General features: G+C 25.5%; 23 protein-coding genes. 5 read left to right on the forward strand and 18 right to left on the reverse strand.

The genetic code is table 11. The features are described from left to right. Positions 1–393: 393 nt before the first annotated feature. From BN346_RS21950 to BN346_RS13150, 5 genes are all read right to left on the reverse strand, one after another. A complete protein-coding gene (locus BN346_RS21950; RefSeq protein WP_187372139.1) occupies positions 394–546 on the reverse strand; it encodes a hypothetical protein in 153 nt (50 codons plus the stop codon). 152 nt (positions 547–698) lie between these two features. After that, a complete protein-coding gene (gene gdhA, locus BN346_RS13135) occupies positions 699–2,051 on the reverse strand; it encodes an NADP-specific glutamate dehydrogenase (protein WP_040329217.1) in 1,353 nt (450 codons plus the stop codon). A 1,024-nt stretch (positions 2,052–3,075) separates the two neighbouring features. After that, a complete protein-coding gene (locus BN346_RS13140; RefSeq protein ID WP_423219653.1) occupies positions 3,076–3,960 on the reverse strand; it encodes a MurR/RpiR family transcriptional regulator in 885 nt (294 codons plus the stop codon). 278 nt (positions 3,961–4,238) lie between these two features. Then, the gene (mnmM, locus tag BN346_RS13145) at positions 4,239–4,781 is read right to left on the reverse strand and encodes a tRNA 5-(aminomethyl)-2-thiouridylate-methyltransferase MnmM (protein WP_040329219.1); all 543 of its coding nucleotides are present in this window, start codon (positions 4,779–4,781) and stop codon (positions 4,239–4,241) included. 1 nt (position 4,782) lies between these two features. Continuing rightward, positions 4,783–5,511, reverse strand: a complete 729-nt coding sequence (locus BN346_RS13150) for a pseudouridine synthase (RefSeq protein WP_040329220.1) — start codon at positions 5,509–5,511, stop codon at positions 4,783–4,785. 303 nt (positions 5,512–5,814) lie between these two features. On the opposite strand from BN346_RS13150, the gene BN346_RS13155 reads away from it, so the two are divergent. Then, positions 5,815–6,909: an iron-containing alcohol dehydrogenase family protein gene (locus tag BN346_RS13155; protein ID WP_040329221.1), complete on the forward strand. Its 1,095-nt coding sequence runs from the start codon at positions 5,815–5,817 to the stop codon at positions 6,907–6,909. Between the two features lie 51 nt (positions 6,910–6,960). Here BN346_RS13155 and BN346_RS21720 read toward each other — a convergent pair whose 3' ends face one another. Together BN346_RS21720 and BN346_RS20625 are read right to left on the reverse strand one after the other, a co-directional pair. Then, positions 6,961–7,125 carry a hypothetical protein gene (locus BN346_RS21720; protein WP_158644493.1) on the reverse strand — a complete coding sequence of 55 codons (165 nt, stop codon included), beginning with the start codon at positions 7,123–7,125 and terminating at the stop codon, positions 6,961–6,963. Between the two features lie 102 nt (positions 7,126–7,227). Further along, the gene (locus BN346_RS20625) at positions 7,228–7,986 is read right to left on the reverse strand and encodes a nucleoside phosphorylase (protein WP_051540399.1); all 759 of its coding nucleotides are present in this window, start codon (positions 7,984–7,986) and stop codon (positions 7,228–7,230) included. Positions 7,987–8,199: 213 nt separating this feature from the next. Between BN346_RS20625 and recQ the strand changes: the two genes are divergently transcribed. Continuing rightward, positions 8,200–10,341, forward strand: a complete 2,142-nt coding sequence (recQ, locus tag BN346_RS13165; protein WP_040329222.1) for a DNA helicase RecQ — start codon at positions 8,200–8,202, stop codon at positions 10,339–10,341. A gap of 394 nt (positions 10,342–10,735) precedes the next feature. Beyond that, complete coding sequence (gap, locus tag BN346_RS13170; RefSeq protein ID WP_040329223.1) at positions 10,736–11,767, forward strand: type I glyceraldehyde-3-phosphate dehydrogenase; 1,032 nt, start codon at positions 10,736–10,738, stop codon at positions 11,765–11,767. A 97-nt stretch (positions 11,768–11,864) separates the two neighbouring features. On the opposite strand, the gene BN346_RS13175 is transcribed toward gap, so the two are convergent. From BN346_RS13175 to BN346_RS13215, 9 genes are all read right to left on the reverse strand, one after another. Continuing rightward, positions 11,865–12,410: a flavodoxin family protein gene (locus BN346_RS13175; RefSeq protein WP_040329224.1), complete on the reverse strand. Its 546-nt coding sequence runs from the start codon at positions 12,408–12,410 to the stop codon at positions 11,865–11,867. A 59-nt stretch (positions 12,411–12,469) separates the two neighbouring features. Next, positions 12,470–13,363: a glycoside hydrolase family 73 protein gene (locus tag BN346_RS13180; protein WP_040329225.1), complete on the reverse strand. Its 894-nt coding sequence runs from the start codon at positions 13,361–13,363 to the stop codon at positions 12,470–12,472. Positions 13,364–13,509: 146 nt separating this feature from the next. Further along, a complete protein-coding gene (locus tag BN346_RS13185) occupies positions 13,510–13,875 on the reverse strand; it encodes a C-GCAxxG-C-C family (seleno)protein (RefSeq protein WP_040329227.1) in 366 nt (121 codons plus the stop codon). Between the two features lie 278 nt (positions 13,876–14,153). Beyond that, on the reverse strand, positions 14,154–14,471 hold the full coding sequence (gene trxA, locus BN346_RS13190) for a thioredoxin (RefSeq protein WP_040329228.1): 318 nt from the start codon (positions 14,469–14,471) through the stop codon (positions 14,154–14,156). 441 nt (positions 14,472–14,912) lie between these two features. After that, on the reverse strand, positions 14,913–15,317 hold the full coding sequence (locus BN346_RS13195; RefSeq protein ID WP_040329229.1) for a VOC family protein: 405 nt from the start codon (positions 15,315–15,317) through the stop codon (positions 14,913–14,915). 255 nt (positions 15,318–15,572) lie between these two features. Then, positions 15,573–15,821: a spore coat protein gene (locus BN346_RS13200; RefSeq protein ID WP_040329231.1), complete on the reverse strand. Its 249-nt coding sequence runs from the start codon at positions 15,819–15,821 to the stop codon at positions 15,573–15,575. Positions 15,822–15,835: 14 nt separating this feature from the next. Next, a complete protein-coding gene (locus tag BN346_RS13205; RefSeq protein ID WP_040329232.1) occupies positions 15,836–16,015 on the reverse strand; it encodes a hypothetical protein in 180 nt (59 codons plus the stop codon). 1,106 nt (positions 16,016–17,121) lie between these two features. Next, positions 17,122–17,475: a hypothetical protein gene (locus BN346_RS13210; RefSeq protein WP_040329233.1), complete on the reverse strand. Its 354-nt coding sequence runs from the start codon at positions 17,473–17,475 to the stop codon at positions 17,122–17,124. 375 nt (positions 17,476–17,850) lie between these two features. Next, positions 17,851–18,162 (reverse strand): hypothetical protein, encoded by a 312-nt coding sequence (locus tag BN346_RS13215; protein WP_040329234.1) that lies wholly within the window; start codon positions 18,160–18,162, stop codon positions 17,851–17,853. A 237-nt stretch (positions 18,163–18,399) separates the two neighbouring features. On the opposite strand from BN346_RS13215, the gene BN346_RS13220 reads away from it, so the two are divergent. Next, positions 18,400–18,888, forward strand: a complete 489-nt coding sequence (locus BN346_RS13220; RefSeq protein WP_040329235.1) for a DUF2975 domain-containing protein — start codon at positions 18,400–18,402, stop codon at positions 18,886–18,888. A gap of 17 nt (positions 18,889–18,905) precedes the next feature. Further along, positions 18,906–19,127 carry a helix-turn-helix domain-containing protein gene (locus tag BN346_RS13225; RefSeq protein WP_040329237.1) on the forward strand — a complete coding sequence of 74 codons (222 nt, stop codon included), beginning with the start codon at positions 18,906–18,908 and terminating at the stop codon, positions 19,125–19,127. Between the two features lie 98 nt (positions 19,128–19,225). Here the strand turns inward: BN346_RS13225 and BN346_RS21955 are convergent, their stop codons facing one another. Together BN346_RS21955 and BN346_RS13240 are read right to left on the reverse strand one after the other, a co-directional pair. Then, positions 19,226–20,248, reverse strand: coding sequence for a GNAT family N-acetyltransferase (locus BN346_RS21955; protein WP_203226300.1), 1,023 nt, complete (start codon positions 20,246–20,248; stop codon positions 19,226–19,228). A 157-nt stretch (positions 20,249–20,405) separates the two neighbouring features. Beyond that, the gene (locus tag BN346_RS13240; RefSeq protein WP_040329239.1) at positions 20,406–22,349 is read right to left on the reverse strand and encodes a cell wall-binding repeat-containing protein; all 1,944 of its coding nucleotides are present in this window, start codon (positions 22,347–22,349) and stop codon (positions 20,406–20,408) included. Between the last annotated feature and the right edge of the window lie 52 nt (positions 22,350–22,401).

Consider the following 22,401-nt stretch of genomic DNA (forward strand, 5'->3'; position numbering starts at 1 on the left):
TATTTCTTTAAAAATTGATTTAGAAAATCTTATTAATTTGTGTTTTATTTTCAAGACCTGAACCCAAGGACGGGTTCAGCGACTGCCTAGACAGGACGTCGATTCAGCCGTTTAGTCTTGGAAATAAAATGGCAAATTTATTAGAGTTTCTTTGAAGTTTTTATGAATAACGTTTTAAATAATTACTGTTTCTTGGAATACTGCTATTCTCATTTATTATTTGAATAATTTCATTTTTCAGCTTGGAACCCTATATTAGCATCTAAATAAAAAGTAAGAGCGAAAAGTGATGTTAAACATCACTTTTTCTTTGATCTTTTTATATAAAGAATTCAAATTATTATATAATAAAAAATCCTATTAGATTTTGATACTAATAGGATTTAACTTTGATTACTTAGAACTTCCTCTTTTTTTTACTCCTGTTTTTTCAAGATAATCTTTTTCTTTTACTATATTTTCTTCAAAATTTTCTACAGCATTTTTAGTGAAATTTCCTATAGCTGCTATATTAGTAAATGCATTTTTATTATCTTTATTCTTCATAATAACCACCTCTGAATTTTTCTTTAGTTTATACATAGAAATTATTTATTATACATTGTTTTTTAGTTTAACTCAGAGTTTTAAAGTAAATGCACACATAAAAAGAAACTGACTTTTAAAAATCAGTTTCTTTTGTGTATATTTAACTTCTATTAGTATATTCCTTGTAGGTACATAGCTTCAGCTACTTTTAAGAAACCAGCTATGTTAGCACCAGCAACTAAGTTATATCCAAATCCATAAGTTTCAGCTGCATTTTTAGCATTGTTATGGATATCTTTCATTATTTGATGAAGTTTTGCATCAACTTCTTCTGCTGTCCAAGAATATCTCATGCTGTTTTGAGCCATTTCTAAAGCTGAAACTGAAACTCCACCAGCATTAGCTGCTTTAGCAGGTCCTACTACTAAACCATTGTCTAAGAAGTATTGAACTGCTTCGTTAGTACATGGCATGTTAGCTGCTTCACAAATATATTTAGTTCCATTTGCAACTATTTGTTTAGCATGTTCTATACGTATATCATTTTGAGTTGCTGCTGGAATTATAACGTCAGCTTTAACTCCCCATGGTTTTTCTCCTGCATGGAATTCACAACCAAATTTATCTGCATAATCTTGAGCTTTATCTCTTCCTGAAGCTCTCATTTCTAATAAGTAATCTATTTTTTCGTCAGTAACAACTCCGTCTTTATCATAAACATATCCGTCTGGTCCAGATATTGTTATAACTTTACCACCAAGTTGTGCAACTTTTTTACAAACGCCCCAAGCAACTTGACCAAATCCTGATATAGCTACTGTTTTTCCTTTTATTGTTGTTCCTACATGTTGTAACATTTCTTCACAGAAGTAAGTTACACCAAATCCTGTTGCTTCTGGTCTTACTAAGCTACCACCAAATGATAATCCTTTACCAGTAATAACTCCATTTTCAAAAGCTCCTCTTATTCTTCTATATTGTCCATATAAGTAAGCTACTTCTCTAGCTCCAACACCCATATCTCCAGCTGGAACGTCTACGTCTGGTCCTATATGTCTGTATAATTCAGTCATAAAGCTTTCGCAGAATCTTCTTATTTCAGCATTTGATTTACCTCTTGGGTCGAAGTCTGAACCACCTTTACCTCCACCTATTGGAAGACCTGTTAATGAGTTCTTTAATATTTGTTCAAATCCTAAGAATTTGATTATTCCTAAGTAAACTGATGGATGGAATCTTAAACCACCTTTGTAAGGTCCTATACATCCATTAAATTGTACTCTGAAACCTCTATTTACATGAACATTGCCATTATCGTCTGTCCAAGGCACTTTAAACATTATTTGTCTTTCTGGTTCACAGAATCTTTCTAAAAGATTTGATTCAATGTATTCTGGATGTTTGTCTAAAACAGGAGTTAATGAGTGTAAAACTTCCTCAACAGCTTGAATGAATTCAGGCTCTCCACTGTTTCTTTTCTTTACATTTTCTAGAACTTGTTCAATATAAGATTTAGTATCCATGGTTCCCTACCCCCAATAAATTTTAAATATTTTAAATTTAATAATTAATAATTTAATATTTTTAATATATATTATAAAATTTGTTAATATTAATAAATATTTTATAATATTAACTTTATTATAACCACACTCTTATAATTCTACAAATTCATCAAAAACCCTTTAAATATACAGTTTTTTCTGAATGTTTTGTAGATTCTTAATATTTTTATCGTCTGACATTTAATTTTATATTTTTCTGAAAACTAATAATCATTTTAGTATCATAAAACGATTACATACCTTTCAATTAACATATTAATCTATATTTTCTAAGAAATCAATAACTTTTTAATTTATTTTTTGTTATTTTTTTCACTTTCTGTAAACATCATTGTGTTTTATTTAAATTAGACTTATTTATTTTGAATAATTAAATTTAAATATTTTGAAAATTATTAATCTTTTCTCTATATATAGTTTTATAACACTATTTTAATATTTTGTAAAGTATCATTTATTATTATTTTTTTATAGATATTCCTTTTTTAAATCAATGTAATATTATAAATTACTCAAAAATAATTAAGTACTGTCTTTATTATTTATTGATAATATAATAACAAAATTATAAATTTCTTATTATATTTAATAATTTCTTTATATGTCTTACGATAATTAACATATGATTTACAATATACATATATTCCATATATGTTAAATCCTTTATATAGCTTTGAACCAATACCTACAAAAACTTTTTTAGCCTGCTATTTGTTATAGTTTTATGATCCTATAAGATATTTATCATAAATACTAAATATTATTAATTTAATTTTATAAAAAATACTCATAGTTTTAATTATTAGTTATTAATTTTATTTAAAAATCAATTTGTTTTTATAAACACATCACTTATTTTATAACCTAATATATATCAGTTAAGATTTTTATATAAAAACTTAATTAAATATCAATTATTTTGTATAAAAAAAATAAGTTCGTATATAATTTCACGAACTTATTTTATAAACATACCGTTTTATTATTCTTTTTTATAAGAGTATACTTGATAATTTTTCCACATACTTTCCAAATCACTAAATGTTTGTGATATTTTTTCTTTTTCTCTAAGGCCTACAGCAATTATAAGTGCATTTATAACACTTAAAGGTGCTACTAGTGAATCTACAAATGATGCCATATTACTTTCTGCTACAAGTGTATAATCCGCCTTCGTTGCTAATGGAGATAAAAGACTGTCTGTTATTGCAATTACTGTTGCATTTCTAGACTTTGAAAAATTTAAAGCTTCTATTGTTCTAACAGCGTATCTTGGAAATCCTATACCTATTACACAATCTTCTTCTGAAACATTTAACATTTGTTCAAAAATATCGCTCATTCCATAAGATACAATTTTTACATTGTCTAATATTAAATTTAAATAGAAACCTAAAAAATCAGCTAATGCCGTAGAACTTCTAAGTCCTATAATATATATTTTTTTAGCTTTAAAAATATGATTTACAGCTTCATCAAAAGCTGTATGATTTATTTTTTCTAATGTTACTCTAATATTTTCAATATCTGACTTTAATACACCTTTTAATGCATTATTATGACTTATAAAATCATTAGACAATTCAATTCTTTGAACTGTTGTAAGTTTATTCTTTATAAGTTCTTGTAATGCTTTTTGTAACTCTGGGTATCCTTCATATCCTAATTGATTTGCAAATCTAACTACGGTTGATTCACTTACACCAACACTATTTCCAAGCTTAGCTGCAGTCATAAATGCTGCTTTATCATAATGCTTTAATATATATTCAGCAATTAACTTTTGACCTTTACTAAGTCTTGGAAATTTCATTTGAATTAATCTCATAAGATCTTTGCTACTATTCTCCAATTTGCTAACCTCCATTCAACGAATATTTAAAATGTATACTATTTATTTTAAGTTCCCTATTATTTTAAACAATATAATATCTATTTGAAATTAAAACTATATAGTAAAATTGAATTTTGAAACAGACACACATTCAAAATTTCAATTTATTAAATAATAGAATTGTTCTATATAAAATTTTAACATTTAATGAACTATATATCAATAAATATTTCATTTTTTCGTAATTTGAATTTATAATTTCACCATTTGTTCTTTTTGCAACTTAATGTTTTATAAGTTTTAAACCTTTTCTATTTCTTTTCAATAACAACAAGCCTCGGTGCAACCTCACTTCTATTCACAACTTTATGTAACATAACACCATATTTCTTTTTATCTAACTTCATGAAATATTCCATAAGTACGCCTTCTTCTTTTGCACCTTGTTCATGCCCTACATAAATAGCCACAGTCATTATTCCACCTGGATTTAATATTTGTAATGCACATTCTATACTTTTCAAACTACTTTCACAGTTAGTTGTGATACTTTTATCTCCACCAGGTAAAAACCCTAAATTATACATAACTGCATCTACATTTTCTTCTACATAATCTGAAATTTTACTATGACAATCTTTTATCAATGTGACTCTCTCATCACTATTCTTTTTGTAATTTTCTATAGCTACATCTTGAATATCAAAACTATATACTTTGTTAAATTTACTACTCAAAAATTTAGTATCATATCCATTTCCTAAAGTACAATCTATAGCAACATTTTTGTTTCCTACAAATTTATCTATTATATTCTGAGAAAGTTCACTTACATCACTTACATATTTAAACATGTTAAATTTCTCCCTTTAAATACTTCACTTCATTATCATTTAAAAATCTAAAATTTCCTTTTTTTAAATCTCCAAGTTTTATATTACCTATAGCTATTCTTTTAAGTTTTATAACTTTATGATTTATAGCATCACACATTTTTCTTACTTGTCTATTTTTACCTTCATGTATTATTATTTCCAATTCACAAGTTTCACTATTTCTATTTAAAGAATTCTCTTTTAAAATTCTGCACTTTGCAGGAGCTGTTATATATCCACCTATATCTACGCCAGTGCATATTTTTCTTATTTCTTCTTTATTAGGTATTCCTTTTACAGTTGCAATATATACTTTATTTTTTTCAACTCTTGGATGTATTACTTTATTATAAACGTCTCCATCGTTTGTAAGTAATATAAGCCCTGATGTATCATAATCTAATCTACCTATAGGATAAATTCTTTCATCAACACTTACTAAATCTATTATAGTTTTTCTTCCTCTTTCATCCTTAACCGTAGATACATATCCTTCAGGTTTATTAAGTGCTATATAAACCTTTCTTTCTTCTGGTCTTACATTTTTTCCATCCACTTCTATAACATCTTTTTCTTCATTTACTTTTATTCCAAGTTCGTTAACTATCTGTCCATTAACTTTAACTCTTCCACTTAGTATTATTTCTTCACATTTTCTTCTAGAATCTACACCACATCTAGCCATATATTTTTGTAATCTTTCTTCCACTTTTTCACATCCCATATTTAATATTATAAGTTTTCAACTTATATCTTTATCAAAATCTGCCAAGACTAAAATCTTACCAGTATATAAAATTTGTATTTATAATATATTTTCACAATCTTAAATTTAAAATTGAATTATGAATACATTTCATTTTCAATTTAAATAACTATACTAACTCTTATGAATTATAATAGCTTATTATTGAAAAATCAATTCTACATGATTTTTTTATTATTATAAAGGTTTTTTTTATTACTTATAGAAAATATAATATATTAAATATTAACTATGTAGGAGGAAAATATGAGTAACGATTTATTTTACATGCCAACTAAAATTGTGTCTGGAAAAGACTGTTTAAAAAAACACAAAGATTTAATTAGTAGATTAGGTAAAAATGCACTTATAGTAACAGGAAAACATTCTTCTAAGAAAAATGGTTCTTTAAATGATGTTAAATTTATACTAAATTCCTTATGTATAAATTTTGTTATATTTGATGATGTAGAAGAAAACCCTTCATTAGAAACTATAGATAAAATAGCTACTTTTGGAAAAGCTTCTAATGTAGATTTTATCATTGGTATTGGTGGTGGTTCACCTCTTGATTCTTCAAAAGCTGCTGGTGTGCTTATTAAAAATGAAAGTGCCAATTTAGATTCACTGTTTAATGATAGTAATTTATTATCACTACCTATAGTTGCAATTCCAACTACAGCTGGTACTGGAAGTGAAACTACACCTTATGCAATAGTTACCGATCATAACTCTAAAACTAAAAGAGGTATTATTCAAAGAGTGTTTCCTAAAATATCATTTTTAGATGCAACTTATTTTATGGAAACTCCTAAAAATGTAACAATTAATACTTCTATAGATTCTCTTTCACATCTTATAGAAGGTTATCTTTCAAGTAATGCAAATTTATTAAGTGATTCTTTAGCTGAAAAAGGACTTGAATACTTCGGACAATGTCTTGAATCTTTAGAAAAGAATACTATTGATGTTAATACAAGAGAAAAACTTGTATTAACATCAACTATAGCTGGTATGGTTATATCTCAATCTGGAACTTCACTTCCTCATGGAATGGGATATTCTCTAACATATTTTAAAGGAATTCCACATGGAAGAGCAAATGGATTCCTATTAAAATCATTTCTTCAGTTTCATGAAGATAAACAAAAAGTTAACAAAATTCTTTCCTATTTAAACTTTAGAACATTAGATGCATTTGGAGATTATTTAAAATTACTTTTAGATGAAAACTTAACTTTATCTAAAGAAGAGATTTTAAACTTCTCACATTCAATGGCAATTAATACTTCAAAACTTAAAAATCATCCTTTTAAGGTGACAGAAAAAGATATTATAGATATGTATACCAATAGTTTATAAAACAAAAGGTACGAGTAACCTAAATTTATTCGTACCTTTTTTAAAATTTAATCATCTTTTATTTTTTTCATCTCTCATCTTTTTATATTTTTCTTCTGTAAGTTCTTTAAATGATTTAACATTCTCATCTTCATTTTTCTTTTTCTTCTTATAATTATTTAAGTGTTTATACACATTATAGTTATTTGCACATAAAACCTCTCCAATTTTTATCATATCCCTTATACACCCTCTTTTTATATTTACTATAGATATATTCGTATAATAAATATAAATGCTTGAGTTTTAAGGCTTTTTCTTTTAATTTATTTATATAAACTAAAATAACCAATCTATTATTACATCTTCGATAGCTTCCATAGCCCTATAAAATCCTGATTCAATCTTATCTTCTCCAAAACCTGGCTTCCACTTGTCCCACATTTCATCACTTACTACCAACAAGTTGCATACCTCTATATCTTTAACTATTCCAAAAACATACATAGCTGATGTTTCCATATCAACTCCATAAATATCTTCTTTTTTATACTTTTGAATCTTTTCTATGTCTTCTCTATAAATTGCATCTGTAGTCCAATGATTTCCTATATAATATGTATGTCTATTTTTTTTCATTGCCTTTTCTATTTTTTTCATTAAAACTTCTGATGGTATAGCCTCTTCATTTGCGTCTAAATAGTGATAAGACGTTCCTTCTTCTCTAATACATTTATATGGAATAAATAGATTTCCTATTTTTAGCTTTTCATTTAAACTTCCACATAATCCAACTCCTATTATTTTTTTTGCTCCTAATACTTTAAGTTCTTCCATTATAGCTACAGTTGCTGATGCACCTATTGTACAATATACAAAGGTAACTAATTTACCATTGACTTTACCATTATAAACTTTATTTCTGTTTCCAAAAATATTATGTTTTGGCTCTACAGCAGCATACTTATTTTTCAGGTGATCAATAACACTTTCAAACCATGTAAGAATAACAAGTTCACCAACTTTTATGTCATCGTATTTTACCTTTTTAGTTGAAACTACATATTCAATATAATCCTCCGCTGAAAATCTCTCCATATTCCAAACCCCTCTCATTAAATTCCCCACAATTTATATAAATATTACAATTTGTTAATATTTATTTTACATATTATCATAATTTTCTATATATTTCAAACTTTGTATTTACTTTTATAATATTAATAAATTATTGTATTTATGTTTTATTTATTACTAATTTGGTCTATCATTATAAATAGTCAATAGTATAATTTATGAGGTGAATTTTTAATGAACAATGCTCTTAATGTTTTGAAAAAATATTTTGGATATAGTTCCTTTAGGAAAGGTCAAGAATCCATAATAAACTCTATTTTAAATGGTAATGATACCTTAGCTATAATGCCTACTGGTGGTGGAAAATCTATTTGTTATCAAATTCCTTCAGTTTTATTCGATGGAATTACAATTGTTGTTTCTCCACTTATATCTCTTATGAAAGATCAAGTAGACTCTATAAACTCAATAGGCATAAACGCTGCTTATATAAATAGTACTTTAAGTAATACAGAATATGAAATAATTAAAGATAAAGTTTTAAATAATACTATAAAAATTTTATATGTAGCACCTGAAAGACTACTATCACAGGATTTTATTATGATGATATCCTCTTTAAAAGTGTCTTTTCTTGCCATAGATGAAGCTCACTGTGTTTCTCAATGGGGTCATGATTTTAGATCAAGTTATAAAAAAATACCTGAATTTATAAATCTTTTAAATAATCGTCCTATTATTGCAGCTTTTACTGCAACTGCTACAGAAGAAGTTAAAGTAGATATAGTTAATCTACTAAATTTAAAATCACCTGAAATTTTTATTACTGGTTTTGATAGAGAAAATCTAAATCTTACAATAATTAAAGGTGGAGATAAAAAATCATTTATCCTTAATTACTTAAAAACTCATAGCAAAGATTCTGGAATAATATATTGTGCTACACGTAAAGAAGTAGAACATCTCCATGAGCTTTTAATTGCTAATGATATTGAAGCACTTAAATATCATGCTGGACTTTCTGATAATGAACGTTCCACTAATCAAGAAGATTTTATATATGATAAATCCAATGTAATTATAGCTACAAATGCTTTTGGTATGGGTATAGATAAATCTAACGTTCGATTTGTTATACATAATAATATGCCTAAAAATATAGAAAGTTACTATCAAGAAATAGGTAGAGCTGGAAGAGATGGTGAAGAAAGTGATTGTATAATGCTATTTTCTCCTTCCGATATACATCTTCAAAAATATTTAATTGATATTGGAACTTATGATGAATTTAGAAAAGTCAATGAATATAATAAACTACAACTTATGTCAGATTTTGTGTATTCAAATGACTGTTTAAAGAAATTTATATTAAATTATTTTGGGGAAGAATATGATAAAGAATGTGGAAAATGTAGTAACTGCCACTTTGAAGGAGAACTAGTTGATAAAACTGAAGATGCTAGAAATGTCCTTTATTGTGTATACGAAATGAAAAGACCTTTAGGTGTTACTACTATAGTAGACATTTTAAGAGGTTCTAAAAACCAAAAAATCCTACGACTTGGATTAGATAAACTAAATACTTATGGAATTATGCATAACTTTTCTAAAGATGATTTAAAAAACTTTATAAACACACTTATATCTCATAAATATTTAGAATCTATTCAAGGTGATTTTCCTGTTGTTGGATTAACTGAAAATTCTATTCCTGTTTTAAAGCGAGAAGCTAAAGTGATATTTAAGGAGATTAACACAAAAGAATCTATTTCTACTAATAATGAACTACTTACAATTTTAAAATCCTTAAGAAAATCTTTAGCCGAAGAAGAAAATATTCCACCATATATAATTTTCTCAGACAGTACTTTAAAAGAATTTAGTCAAAGGTTCCCTATATCTATAAATGAACTTTTAGACATAAATGGTGTTGGAGAACATAAAGCTAATAAATATGGGGAAGAATTCTTAAGTTGTATAAAAGAATATGTTGAGTCTAACAATGTAACTAGAAACTTTACATACTTAAAATCCCCTAAATCTAATTCTTCCAAAACTTCATCTACTAAGGGAAAAACCATTGATATTACTATAGATATGCTTAAAGACAATCCTTCCGTAGAGAATGTAATTAATGAAAGAGGTCTTCAGCTAAATACTATATTAGATCACATAAAAAAATATTTTTTAGAACATGGTAGCGAAGATTTACAATTAGATTTTACTAACCTTTATAATGAAGATAATGAAAGAGAAATTTTAGATGCTATATCTAAAGTAGGTAAAGAACGTTTAAAGCCTATAAAAGAAATAGTTAACACTAATATATCTTATGATGAAATAAGAATTGTATTATTCAAAAATTTTGCTGTTTAATATAGAAAATCTATATTAAACAGTGCTTCTTCATTCACGCTTATATGTAAAAATATAAATGTGATACACTATTATAATATATTTATATATTATTTCGTTACGTTTTTGTTAAATATTCTATTATTTCTGAATTTATTAACATTTATATACTATGCTATATATTATATAGCATAGTATATTTTTTAGCATTATAGAGCATTTACGAGTTTTTCATATATATTCAGTAGAAATTCATCATATTTTTAATTTTATTGTGATATACTTTATTTGATTTGATAGTTAATATGTTGTACTATTTAAATATAGAGAACAACAAAATTTGAAATTTTAAAATATGAATTTAAATATAAAGCGTATTAATAATTTTTATTGATTAGTAGGGGGTAACTTTTTTATGATAAATGTAGGTATAAACGGATTTGGAAGAATAGGTAGAACATTTTTAAGGATTGCATGTGAGAATCCTGATAATAATTTTAATATAGTTTCAATTAATGCTAGAGCAGATGTTGAAACATTAGCACATTTATTTGTTTATGATTCTTGTTTCGGAACTTTCAAAGGTGATGTAAAAACAACTGAAGATTCAATGATAATAAATGGTAACGAAATAAAAATAACAAGATGTCAAACTCCAAAAGATATTCCTTGGAAAGAACTTGATGTTGATTTAGTTATAGAATCTACTGGAAAGTTCAAAACTAAAGAAGATCTTATGGGACATGTAGATGCTGGTGCAAAAAAAGTAATTTTAACAGCTCCTGGTAAAGATGAAGATATAACTATAGTTATGGGTGTAAATGATGAAGAATTAGATTTATCTAAACATACAATAATTTCTAACGCATCATGTACAACAAATTGTTTAGCACCTGTTGCTAAAGTTTTAAATGATAAATTTGGTATAGTAAATGGATTTATGACTACTATACATTCATATACAAACGATCAACAAATATTAGATAAAACTCATAAAGATTTAAGAAGAGCTAGAGCTGCTGGACAATCAATAGTTCCAACTACAACTGGTGCTGCTAAAGCTGTTGCTAAGGTATTACCTGATTTAAAAGGAAAATTAAATGGATTTTCTCTTAGAGTTCCAACTGCAGCAGTTTCAATAACTGACCTTGTTTGCGAAATTGAAAAAGAAGTTACTGTTGAAGAAATAAATAATGCTTTCAAAGAAGCTTCTGAAAATGAATTAAAAGGAATATTAGGTTATTGTGAATTACCACTTGTATCTGTTGATTTCAAAGGTGATAGCAGATCTTCTATAGTTGATGCATTATCAACTATGGTTAATGGTAAAATGATTAAAGTTGCTTCTTGGTATGATAACGAATGGGGATACTCTGCTAGAGTTGTAGATTTAGCAAACACTGTAGCTGAAGGATTAAATGCTGAAGAAGTTTCTAAAACAGCTTAATAATTGGTATAAAACTTAATAAGTTTTAAAAAAGCATCAGGATTTCCTGATGCTTTTCTGTTTTATCCATATATACTATTTAATTTTATATAAATTTTTATTTTATTATATTCTTTCCTATAGTATATATTTCTTCTAATGCCTTAGTGTTTTCTTTTACTGGCATATAATCATCTGTGCAAACACCATATGAACCTAAATACTCAATACCTACATAATCAAATATCTCTTCAAATGTTTTTTTAGTAAGCTCTGGTCCTAAATTAGGTGCTTCTCCACCATAAGTCATTATTAAATATGCTTTTTTACCTTTTCTATCCTCTTCACTTAAAGCATATGTTCTATCAATAAATGTCTTTAATTGAGCAGACATACTCCACCAATATATAGGTGTAGCAAATACTAAAATATCTGCTTCTTTAAATACTTCATAAAGATTCTGCATATCATCATTTTGTATACACTTACCTTCTCTTTTACAATAATTACATGCCATACATGGAGATATTTTATTTTCCTTAAGATAAATATTTTTTACATCTACATTTTCTCCACTTTCCTTAACTCCATTTAAAAACTGATTTAATAAAGTAGCTGTATTTCCTTCTTTTTTAGGACTTCCCATAAATGCTACAACTTTCATAATACTCCCCCACCTTTTCTTTATATTTATATTTTAAATTTTGTTATACAAATTTTATGTTATTGTTCAGTTTGAAGTTCACTATCTATTAGTTGAAGGTTGTATTCTCTTATTAGCTGAATTAATGATTTAGCATATATTTTTTCACCATTTTCATTTTCAGCTGTACTATATCCAGCCTTCTCTAAAGCTTTTGCCTGATTTATATATGTTTTTGCAATGAAAACTCCATTTTCTTCGTATCTTTTATTATTCTTTAAAAACTCTCCATGATCTATTATTGACTCTTCCTTAGTTTTATATTTTCTAAAGTTATCATTTATAGTAACATCATAAAATTCTTTAGTTTTTAAATTTATAACATCTCCTTTATAATTCTCAGAAGCTTTTATTCCAAATAAATTGTTTCCATCTGTTGCCAACTTAGATCTTCCCCATTCTGACTCTAAAATAGCTTGTCCTATTGTTATAGATGGCAAAATCCCATATTTTTTATAATTCTCTATTGCACCTTCTTTTACATCATTTATAAAGTTCATTTGTTCTGAACCCTCACTTAAACTTTCAGGTACTATTCCATAATATTCTAACTGATTCATATAATTATAAAATCTTTTCTTTTCAGTATTACTAAAATCTAATTCTTCTAAAACATGTTCTACTTTGAAAAGTTTTTCAGTATCTTTATTTATAAACTTTTTTCCAATTTCCTTTATGTCATTTTCTCCTACATTACTTAAGTTGTTATTATTCATAACTGCCAATATACTAGTTATATTTTTCCAATTTAATTGAAACTTATCTTCACCTATTTCATCTACGTACTTGACATAATTTATAACATCAAAGCTATTTAAATTTATGTCTTTTAACTTTAAATGTCTAATACCTAAAAATGTTGAAATAATTAAAATTACAATTACTATTAAAGTAATACCTATCTTTTTTTTCATTCTTTTTTCCTCTTTGCTTCTAAAAATTTATTCATTAGTTATATATTTCTTTATTCATTCTAAAGTTATATATTATAATTATATTAATTTTAAGTTACAGTTTAAAGTCATTTTAGAAAAAAATAAGGTAGGTATTGCTACCCACCTTATTTTATCTCTAAAACTTTATTTAAAGCCTCATAGGAATTATCTATAATTTCAGCACAGCTAACTTTATTTTGCTTTAATTCCTTACATATGCTAGTACCATACTTACCATTAATTTCTTGCATCAGCTCTTTTGCTATTTTTCTAGCTTCATTTGCTTCATTTGAATCTTCTCTTCCTCTTAAGTATCCCACTATAAGAGCTGCAGCATTTACTGCCCCACAAAGACTTCCTACTCCAAGACCTGTACCCATTCCACTTCCTAAAGATACTGGTATATTAGTATTATGTTCTTCATTATATGCTTTTATCATTGATTCTGCACAATTATATCCTTGTTTATGATATTCTGATGCTCTTAACATTTTAATCTCTTCCTTTACAATAATATTTTTATTAGTTAAAAATTTAATCATATATATATTATATTTTTACAAAACTTCTGTCAAATTATAGAATTGTAAGCCATTTCTTAGTTTATACATCTAATTAATTCATAATCCTAAATTCACATTCAATATATAAACTTCTTTTTAAACCAATTAACAATGATGGTTATATTACTTATACTGTTACTAATATTTAAGAATTAAATATATAGAAATTTACTTTTATCCTTCATTGTTAATTGTTTATAATTCACTTAAATATATGACTCTAACTTACTCTTAATATCACTTTTATCTGTAAAACCAATTATTCTATCAACCATCTCTCCATTTTTAAATATGGCCATTGTTGGTACACTCATAACCTTAAATTCTTTTGCAAGTTCCATACTTTCATTTATATCAACTTTTACCATATGAACATTCTCTTTCATCTCAACACTTAATTCATCTAATACTGGCGCAATCATTTTACAAGGTCCACACCATGTAGCAAAAAAATCGACTAATACTACTCCTTCATTTTCAATAACTTTATTTGTAAATTCTTCTTTATTAACTTTATTTATCATAATTAACCCCTCCAAAGAAAAATATTATTTTGATTTTTATTAAAACTTAAAATAATATTTAAAAATTTTTACTCTATATTTATATATTACGTTTTTACGATATATGTGTCAATACTATTTATGAATTTATAATTAATATTATTTATTTCACTCCTAAAATAATATTTTGAACTAATTAATGATTAATAATAATGTTAAATATCACCGGGGATTGAAATCCCCACTACAACATTTTATTTGTACTTCAAATAAGATCAATACAACTTTTTATCCATAAAAGTTGTATTTTGAGAACACATTCCCCATTGTAATATTTATATTAATCATAAATTTAGTTGTTAATTAATTTGAAATAAGAGTAATTTAATTTTCGTATTGAATTTCCACATATTTAAAAAGTTAATTTCAAAGTTGCTCATGTTTCAATCAAAATCTAATAACTTATATTTGTAAATCTCTTATTTCAATTTCTGTACCTTCTGGAGCTTTAACTTTAAATAAGTATCCATCCTCTACTTTGTACACATCTTCACCATTTTTATTTTTAAAATTATTATATCCCATTCCTTTTATTCTTAAATATTCTTCTTTTACATCACAACTCATAAAACACATATGTACTATTCCTGCATTTAAAGAATTCCAATTATTAAGCTTATCTCCTAACTTATTAGTTTGAAGTTCAATCATAAAATCTCCAAGTTTAATCCATGTGTTATATTCCCTATTATGGAAATTTTTAGTTTCCTTAACTATTTCAAATCCTAATATTTTTGTATAAAATTCTAAAGACTCTTTATAGCACTCTGTTTGAATACATACATGATGAACATTTTTTATACTCATATAAATTTAGCCTATATAGGGTTTCAAACCAAGTTTCTAATTTATACGTTTATTGCTTAATAACAATAATAATTATTCTATACTTTTTCTAAACTAAAACATGAATAACCTAAAGTTTAAACTTTAATTATTTCCCTATAAAAAAGCTAATTTTCACTTCCTTTCCATACTTTTATTCTCATTATACATTAGTATATATTATTATATAAAAAATTCAAAGCTGTACTTTTTTTTTAAAGTACAGCTTAATATAATCTACTGTTGAGCTAAAAACTTTTGTTTTACTTTTGATATTTTTTCTTGTTCAGCTTGTTCTGTTGGATACCATCCTTTAGATGACATTTTATTATATATTTCATTTTGTACTTTTAATACTTCACATAATACATCATTAAATGTAGAATGTACATCTGAAGTTGCAGATTCTATAGTTCCATGCAAACACAATCCAGCTTCTGCTTTAGATATTATTAATAAACATTCCATTAAATCTCTATCATTCATTATTAAAGTCCCTCCTATTGATTTAATAATCCATAGATTTTATCAAATAGTTCTTTATGCTTCTGTGCTAATTCTGTTGCATATTTTTTAAGTTCTGCATCTTGTAAGCTATTTGAAGCCTCATTACATTTTGATTCCATAAATTTTAGATGACCTAAAGTATCTTCAATGTACAATAATTCTTTTGGTGACATAAAAATTCCTCCTTAGTAGCTATATATTTTCTTTACATATCTTATTATTATCTAAGCTTTCTATTTTATTCTTATAAAAATAGAAAACAAGATAGCATTTACTACCTTGTTTTCATGTGCGATGTTAAGTTTAATATATTTTCTACTAAGTTAAGGATTTTCTTGTTTTTAAACTAAGGGGGACTCAATTTAAAAACTTTTATTTAGTTATTGGTATTAACTTTATATTTATATAATAATACTCTAATGTGTCAAATATATGTCTTGTTAATGACACTTTAGTGACATTTTCAAAAAAAGACAACATTTTTAATTTTAGTATCTTAATATAAAATAAATTATCTTAAAATCCTAAAAAACATACTTGAAATATATTTTTTAATGTATCTTTTATTACAATAATATTTAAGCCTTTTAATATAAATAACTAAACAATAACCTTTTATCCTTAATTAAAATCTCAATACTTTTATATGTAAAAATAGGAAAGATAAAAAATATCTTTCCTATTTTTGTGCAATATAGTTATATTTTGAGGTTCTATGGTATTAAAGTATCTTTACTTCTCTAATAAAAGATATTAATCCTTTATATTTTTCTTTTGATTAATCTAAAATTACTAATTTAATATTGTGCTTTGGTTTAATTATATTTTATCACAAATTATACTTTTGTAAAGTATTTTGTCGAAATTTTCTTTATTGTTTGCATTTTAATTAGAACATACCATAATACTGAAAACCCAAATATATATTAAACATATACAACATACAAACGTATTATTAAATATAGGTTTTTCTTCTTTAATTCTTTTCAATATGACAACAAAATTAATAAAAAAAATCGGTATTGCAATTATTCCTACTAGTAAGGATAATATCATAAGTTTTTATTCTCTCCTTCTAACCATTTTAATAATAAAATTATAACACATATTTTTACAATATTTATTTTAAATATAAATATTATACATATAATTTTCCTATATAGGGTTACAAATTTATTAGAGTTTGTTTGAAATTTTTATGAATAACTTTTTAAATAATTTAAAATTATAAAATTATAAAAGAGTACTAGATTTTCAGTCTAATACTCTCTTTACTTATCTATAAATCATATATTGCTATTTTAAAATCATTTACCGCAACATCAAATTTATGAATACTTTCTTCTATTCTAATTTTACTAAATCTAGCACAAGCCACTGATATATCACATAACTTGTCATACAAACTCTCATACATCTTTGCTACTTCTATATTATAACTAATAATATCATATTTTCTTTTAAAATCCCTAAATTGCTTTGCAATTCCATATACATCATCGCTTATTTCTTTTACATGATTATAATATTTTTCTTCTTCAATATTTAATCCATCTAATATCTTTGCAAAGGAATTAAGAACAACTACATCTCTGCTAAATCTATCACATATATCTACTAATACTAACTTCATCTTACGCCTCCTAAAACTTAAAGATACTAATACTTTTAATCTTGCTTTTTAATTTTTATTTTATAATCAGTTAATATACTTTTAAATATAAAATAATGTCTTAAGCTGGCTAAATTTTAAAATTATAAATATAGGAAAGCACGTTCAAATTATTTATATTTCACTTGAAAAATTATATTAAATTGTGTTTAATATAATTAAATATTTTTCTAAAAAGAATATTTAATGCTAATTTTTTCTAAAAAACTTATTGAATTTGTTCATTAACTAGCAATAATTTTATTATACTATACATGTATTATATCACTTTTTTCTTATTAGTTCATGTTTTATGTTTATTTTCTGCATAATCATTATTAGTTTAATCATTCAAAACTACATATTTAAAAATTTCAAAACTAGAACAATCCCAGTAGCTCCTCTAAATATAATTGCACAATTCATTATTAAAAAAATTATAACAACAATATGTTTTACCTTCATACCTTCATTTCTCGCTTTAAATAATCCTATTCCACCTAATATTAAACTTACAATAGCAAAAATCATTTGTAAAATCATAATAAATATTGCAGGTTTATTAACACTGAAATTATTAATAAAAAACTCTGAATGATATAAACTTATAAATTCTAGTAATACTGCTAAAGTAAAGAAAATTATTGATACTTTAAACTTCTTCTCCACTAAAAAATCACTCCTTTTAATAATATTTTACTTGTATTATATATATTTTTATATGTTACGTTTTATCATAAAATTTCAATGTATACTTAATTTTTATATTCACTCTCTATTTATAATTCTATTTTTATCTTTTCCCATTGCATTTTTATTTTTAAATAATGTATATTTATTGACAAACAATAAATATGCATTTAAAATTAAAGCATAACTTTAAAAAGAAAGTTGAGGTAATTTTAAATGACAATAAATAGAACATCTAAAACATTAAAATTTCTAACAATATTAGCTATCATAGTTACTGTTTTAATGCTATTATGTACACCCTTAGTTCTAACAGCATTTCTTAAAAGTACATACTCTATAATCAATCGTAAATTAGTTATAATTATAAGCTCATGCATATATCTTTGTTCAATACCTTATATAATTGCATTATTTAAGTTGAAAAGCTTAAGCAATTTAGTTATAAAAAATACACCATTTTCTACAAATACAAGTAAATTACTTAAAAGCATTGCATTTTGTGCCTTTTTTGAACTATTATTATTTAATGGATGTTCATTATATCTTGTGTATTTTCATGATTTATTTTTATATGCTTTTACTGTGATGTCTATGATAATAGTATCATTTATATGTTTAGCTATAAGCTTCCTATGCTTAGTGCTATCTAATGTCTTTGAGGAAGCTACAGCGATAAAAAATGAAAATGATGCAACAATATAAATATTTAGAGGTGTAATATGTCAATTATAGTGAATTTAGATGTGATGATGGCAAAACGTAAAATGAGTTCTACTGAGTTATCTCAAAAACTAGGTATAACCATGGCCAATCTTTCTATCTTAAAAAACAATAAAGCGAAAGCCATAAGATTTTCAACTTTAGAATCTTTATGTAAAATATTAGATTGCCAACCAGGTGATATTTTAGAATATGTTTCTGATAATAATAGTGATAATTAATTGAATATTATTCAAAATATTCTACTATAATTAGAAAACAAATAGTAATTAAGATATACTATTTGTTTTTAATTATATCTGATTTATAAATTATAAATTTAATAATTATATTTATAATTTCCTACTTGTATTTTTCCATTAAACATCTCATTTTTAAAAGGTTTTCTTATTTCTATAAGATTTAGTACATCATATCCCTTTTTAGCTAAAAAATTTATTATTTTATCATTATTAGGATGAACAAAAGAGTATACCATATCTTCTCCAAATCCTTTTGCAACATTTTCTGCCTTTTCATATAATTTGTATGCTATTCCTTGTCTTCTTGCCTCTTCTAAGACAAATAAAGATTCAGCCCATACAACGCCTTCTTCAATTCTACAAACTATATATCCTAAAACATTTTTATAGTAATCTTCAGCAACAAAAATAGGATAATTTTTTTCTAAATATTCTTTGAATTCTTCTTTTGATTTTTCTATATTGGGCGTAATTTCTATATTTTTAAGCTTTTTTAATTCCATTCTAAACTGAGATATTAAAATTGACACCTTATCTTCATCTTCAATATTTGCTAAACGTATTTTAACAACATCATTTTTCATTTCAGTCCACTCATCTCTTAAAATGCTCATAATAACTTTGTCATGAAAACTTCCATTTCTACAGAACCCTTGTCTCATTATACCTTCTGTTTTAAATCCTGCCTTTGCATATGCTCTAATTGCCCAAGTATTCTCCTCTGAAACTGTAAGCATTATTCTATTAAGCTTCAATTCTGAAAATCCAAATTCAACAATTTTCTTAGTTACAAATGTCCCTATGCCTTTTCCATGATAAGCTTTATTTCCTATAAATATAAAATACTCACCAGATAAATTTGTTTCATTTAAGTTAGCTATGCCTGCATATCCTATTAAAATTCCAGTTGACTTATCTATAATTGCTTTGTTATAAGAAGTATTATCCTTTAAAATACTATCAAACCACCTAGATATTTCTTCATCCGTTTTAATCCTTTGAAATATTGATCGTGAGTATTTTATAACCTCTTTATCTTTTACCCATGAAAAGAAATAACTTCTATCTGAATCTACTAAATTTCTTAAAATAACTTCCATAAAAAAACTTCCTCCATATCAAATTTAAAACTTCCATTTACTAATCTTTTTTTATTCATAATATCCTTAAATTCAATTATTCTATAACTTAAGTTCAAAGTCCTTCATAAAAAAAGATAGTTTTAGTTATTAGCTAAAACTATCTTCCAAAATTATTTTATGGTTTACATTTACTACATTGCTTATAACCTTTATTTATAGCATTTTGTCTACTCATTGCAATAGGTGATTTCATATTGCTACAAGTAGAAGTTCTATGAAATGATTTACCACTATTAGTTACATATACAGTTTGTGCAACTGTTGGTGGATTTATTGGAGGTTTATCAGGATTTGATGTACTTGGTGGTGTTGGATTCACATAATCTCCACCAACATAGCTTCCTTGTTTTGTATTAAATAATATAATACTTCCATTACTTGTTGAGATAATTGTTCCTGATTCATCTGTTCTATAAACTGGAACTTTACTACTATTTAATCTATCCATAACACTTTGTGATGGATGTTTATAGCTATTTCCTTTTCCAACACTTGCAACTGCATATTTAGGACTAACTTTACTTAAAAAATTGGGAACACTTGATGTTTTTGATCCATGATGACCTAGTTTTATAACATCTGATTTTAAATATGCTCCACCATTTACCATATCCATTTCTGATGTAGCTTCTGCATCACCCATCAATAAAAATGAATTATTTCCAAACTCAACTTTGATTACAATAGAGTTATCATTAGTATTTTCATACTCTCTTCTAGGCCCTAATATAGTACATTTTGCACTACCAACATAAAAACTCTCTCCAATTGTAGGTGGAGTTATTTCCATTCCTTTATTGCTAATAGCACTTATAACATCTCTATATGTTTGTGTATTCGAAACTGTCTTTGGCATGTACACTTTTCCTATTTGTAATGAATTTATAACATAATCCATTGCACCTATGTGATCTTCATGTGGATGAGTCCCTATTAAGTAATTAATATAAGACACATTTTGACTCTCTAAATAATTTTTTATAACAGTTTCATCATCATTATTTCCTGCATCTACAAGCATTGTTTCTCCATTGTTTTCTATTAAAATAGCATCTGCTTGTCCAACATTTATAAAATGCATTTTTAAATCGGTTACATTTTTTCCAATTAATTTATCTTCAGTAAATTTAGTTATAACCCCATCTCCACCTAAGATAGTCATCTTTTTAACATTTTCTAGACTAGTCATAGTTTCATTTGCTGGATTTAAGTCAGTTAAAACTATTGGATTATTATTTATTGCAGCTAAAGCTCCACCTGCTAATGCATCTGGAAAATTGTTACCTGTAGCTACATATGTATTATCAAAACTTAAATTATTTTTAAATTTATCTATTAATGCTTTGTTTGTAGCATATCTATTCAATCCTTCTATTCTTTCTGAATTTGAAAATTTATTTGCAACACTATCTGCTACAACACCTCGTCCACCTACTACATAAGTTTTAGGTATTGAGTTTTCCTTTAATAACTTTTCTGTACTTGAGTTTAATACATCCTTAGTTGTTAAGACTACTGGCATGCCTAAATTTGCTGCTATTGGTCCAACCCCTAATGCATCTGCAAATCCTTCTCCTGTTGTTAAAAAAATTCCTTTAGTTAAGCCAACTTTCTCTGCAACTTTAACAGATGTCTCATATCTTGTTTTTCCTTGTAATCTTTCTGTTTCAAGACCTATAGACTTTAGTTGTTCTTCAACATTTTCAGTTATTACACCAACTCCACCTACAATAAATACTTTTTTAGTACCTAATCTTTGTAATTCTTCTGAAGTGTTTACATTTAAATTGTTTTTCTCTGTAAGTAATATTGGTGCATTATACTTTTTAGCTAATGGTGTTGCTGCTAATGCATCTGGATAATTTTCACCAGTAACTAAAATAGCAATATCAGTTTTAGTAAATTTTTCTGAAATTGCCTTTGCTGTTTCATACCTTCCACTCCCATAAAGTCTATCTACCTTATGAATTGCATTAACATTTTTTATTGGAATGGCACTAAATGATAACGCTCCTGCAACTATAAAAGCTAATAGCCCTTTGCTCTTTTTACTCTTCATCATATTCCCCCTTGCTCAATGTAAATTATTTAATATAATAATTATTACATAA

Origin of the sequence: Clostridium ihumii AP5 (assembly GCF_000612845.1) — a bacterium.
In the GTDB taxonomy this organism is placed as follows: Bacteria; Bacillota; Clostridia; order Clostridiales; family Clostridiaceae; genus Clostridium_J; species Clostridium_J ihumii.